The sequence below is a fragment of the Rhodopseudomonas parapalustris genome (assembly GCF_053772255.1).
In genome coordinates this window covers 1-2,981 of sequence record NZ_JAMKBZ010000061.1, presented here as the reverse complement: position 1 = coordinate 2,981, position 2,981 = coordinate 1, and the positions used below count along the sequence as shown (strand labels likewise).

Sequence of the window (2,981 nt, the reverse complement as noted above, 5' to 3'; positions counted from 1 at the left end):
ATTTGGTGACGGTGCGGATAGCCCCGCCGCCCCACCACTTGCTGCAGGTGGCGCACTTCCCCACACTCGGACGCGCGACCATTCGAGCTGAGGGGAGAACTGGAGATGAGTGAGACCGACGACCTCGCGAAGCGATGCCACGACCGCTTCCACAATCTGACGGCGCGGCTCAACGCGGTGAGCCACATCCTGTCGATGACGCTGGCGGAGCTGAAGAAGACCGATCCGACGGTCATCGACCGGATTTCGGCGACGATGGAGGAGTGCCTCCGCCAGTACCTGGCCGGCGATGACGATGCATTTGCACTGCACCGAGCCGAAACCTTCCGGCTCGAAGCATGGATCATTCTGAAGGACGAGGCGTCCCACGATCGGCTGGAGCAGGGAGGACTGCCCCGGCGGGTGTCGTGACCGAGCTGGTGGGACTGTGCCAACGGCGCGCCGCCTCGCGGCGTGCCTGCCACCAGCGCTCGTGGCGCTCGTTCTCCTTCCGCATAGCGGCCAACAAGGGAGCCATCCGCTGTGCCCGCGCCGGTTCGATGAACCAGAGCAGCAGCCGGCCGATCAATAGACGCATGGACGCCTCCTTGAGGTGAGTTCATCGCGCGCCCCCGCTGAACGAGGGCGCCGCGGCGTAGCGCGCGAGCATCGCCTCGCGGGCCGCCATCGGCAGGCCGCGGCTCGCCTGCCACATCGCCAGCAGTGCCGCGTCGCGGTCTTCCTGCGGCAGCGGCGCGACCCGCACGGGCGGGATGTCAAAGCAGCGGTTCGGAATGGACAGATCGGGGGTCATGCGGCTTCCCCGATGTCAGCACCGGCCGCCCGCTTTTGACTGGCGAGTCGGCGACGTTCCGCGATAGTCTTCCGCTTGGGCGCCTTGTAGCGATCGGGCCACAGCTCTTCGACCGGGATGCCGAGAAACTTGGCGATGACCTCTTCGCCGCGAAAATTGCGGCGAACCAGCGCGACGCGGCAGGCCGAATCCTCCAGGCCGGCGTCGATCGCCAGCCCTGTGAGGGTTTCGCCACGCCGCTGGATCTCGGCCTTGATCGAAAATCTGTCCCAAGTCTGACGCGGCATTGATGTCCTCCGAAGGAGCCGGCCTTGGCAGAGGCCGGCTTTTCTCGGCTCCGTAACGTGATCGCTTTGGTGACAATAGCAAGAAATCTTGCTGATTCGCAAGAAAACTTGCGAGGGGGGTCGTTGTCTTTTCAACAGCGCTTGGAAGAGCTCGTGGAGACGCGTTTCAAAGGAAACCGCGCGGAATTTGCCGCGCCGCTAGGAGGGAAACGACCGACCGAAAAGCTGAGACAGTGGCTGGAAGGTATTGCAAAGCCGTCCTTTGAGGCGCTTCAGATCCTCGCAACAGCGCACGACATCTCACTTGACTGGCTGTTGCTGGGAAAACAGCAAGAACTCTTGCGGGGCCGCAGCCACGAGGATGGGACCGTGCCCGTCGAGTTGCTGGCGTTCAAAGCATCGGCAGGAGGTGGGGCGCTCGTTGTGGACGACGACTCCAAATCGGCGCCCTTTCAACGGGAAGCGTTGGCGCGTGTTGGGGTAAGGCCGGATAATGCTCGACTGCTCTACGCCTCTGGCGATTCCATGCGCCCGACGATCGAGGATGGCGAGCCGCTGCTTGTCGACATCATCGATACTGAAATCATCGATGGCAGGATTTACGTCTTCACCATCGGTGACCAGGTGCTCGTCAAGCGGCTTAGGAGGCTCGGTAGCCGCCTACTTATGCGGGCAGACAACCGCGACCTCTACCCGGACGAAGAAGAAGTGCCTATGATTGAGCCTGTCCGCATCATCGGCCGGGTTCGGTGGGTCGGACGAAGCTTGTAGGGGGGTGGAATGAGCATCAAACGCGGTCTCCTTGCGGTATTGTCTGCAACCGCGCTGGGTTTTATTGTTGTGACCTCGGCAGGCGGAGAGCCTCTCGGCGGTGACGTCGAAAAGCTGGCATCGCGCTTCAACGCGGCAGCCAAATCCAACAAACTCAGCGTGAGAATCGCACTGAGCGGCTGCCAAAAGTCCGTCAGGACCGTATGCCGGTACAAAGTTACACCAAAGCTTCTCGCGATGGCCGATTCCGGCGACGGGTCCACGCTTGAAAACATCGCGTTCATCTACGGAGGCGGCGACACAAAGAGCGCCCTCACATTCTTCGAAACGATCCTGGTGATCATGGCGACCTACGCGCCAGGCGCCGAACCTTCTGAGCGAGGGGTGATCTTTAGGGCTCTGATGGAAGGCCTGGACGACGGCAAACCATCAGAGGCTGAACTGCATGGGATCACCTTTAAGTTGATGAAGACCGACGGAATGGGACTGTGGCTGTTAATCAAGGGCCGTGATAGCTAACGGCAAACTCCGATTTCGGAGTTTGCTCTGCGGAGTCGATCCGGCGACGTAGATTAAGCCGTTGCAGAAGAACGACAAACGCCGTTTTCCCGTCGATCCCAGGAACTCCGAACTCGTTTCGGAGTTCCGTCATGGCCTTCATTGATTTATCCATGTTTTCGGAGTCGCCGCGCCGCCCGCCAGGCCGCCATCCGTGCCATTTGATCTTGCGCACCGATTAGCACGCCGCGCGCCCGCCGGATCGCCCTTAAAGCATTGCCACGTCGCACGAAATCCCGCGTCGTCCCGCCAAATCCCGCCCACTTAGCCCCATGCCATCTGATCTTGCGGGTTACATTAACCTGCAACAATGCTGCAACAGAATTTCTGTTGCAGATGGCCGCTGTGAGCCGACCTTGCCGGAACCGAGCGGCCGCCTTGGAATGCTGGTTGCCTGCTCATCGCAACGCTCGTGAATATTTCACCACCCCACCGAATTACCGTTCCACCCCTGAGGGTCGGCGAATTGGGACGAGAGACCGCGCGAGCTGTCCCACCACAGCCCCCCCCCCCCCGGGGGGCGGGGGGGGGGGGCGGGGGCCGGCGGGGGGGGCGGGCGGGGGGGGGGGGGG

At 62.1% G+C, this 2,981-nt stretch carries 5 protein-coding genes; 3 read left to right on the top strand and 2 right to left on the bottom strand.

Going from position 1 to position 2,981, the window contains the following annotated elements; all coding sequences use genetic code 11:
- Nucleotides 1-105 precede the first annotated feature (105 nt).
- On the top strand, nucleotides 106-411 hold the full coding sequence (locus tag M9H71_RS24960) for a hypothetical protein (protein ID WP_455407553.1): 306 nt from the start codon (nucleotides 106-108) through the stop codon (nucleotides 409-411).
- Between the two features lie 187 nt (nucleotides 412-598).
- Here M9H71_RS24960 and M9H71_RS24955 read toward each other — a convergent pair whose 3' ends face one another.
- Both M9H71_RS24955 and M9H71_RS24950 read right to left on the bottom strand, forming a co-directional pair.
- Entirely contained in the window at nucleotides 599-793 is a 195-nt protein-coding gene (locus tag M9H71_RS24955) for a hypothetical protein (protein ID WP_455407552.1), read from the bottom strand.
- On the bottom strand, nucleotides 790-1,080 hold the full coding sequence (locus M9H71_RS24950; RefSeq protein WP_455407551.1) for a helix-turn-helix domain-containing protein: 291 nt from the start codon (nucleotides 1,078-1,080) through the stop codon (nucleotides 790-792). Before M9H71_RS24950 ends, M9H71_RS24955 begins: the two co-directional genes overlap by 4 nt.
- Before the next feature lie 24 nt (nucleotides 1,081-1,104).
- On the opposite strand from M9H71_RS24950, the gene M9H71_RS24945 reads away from it, so the two are divergent.
- Both M9H71_RS24945 and M9H71_RS24940 read left to right on the top strand, forming a co-directional pair.
- Complete coding sequence (locus M9H71_RS24945; protein ID WP_455407550.1) at nucleotides 1,105-1,851, top strand: S24 family peptidase; 747 nt, start codon at nucleotides 1,105-1,107, stop codon at nucleotides 1,849-1,851.
- Between the two features lie 9 nt (nucleotides 1,852-1,860).
- On the top strand, nucleotides 1,861-2,370 hold the full coding sequence (locus M9H71_RS24940) for a hypothetical protein (protein ID WP_455407549.1): 510 nt from the start codon (nucleotides 1,861-1,863) through the stop codon (nucleotides 2,368-2,370).
- Nucleotides 2,371-2,981 lie beyond the last annotated feature (611 nt).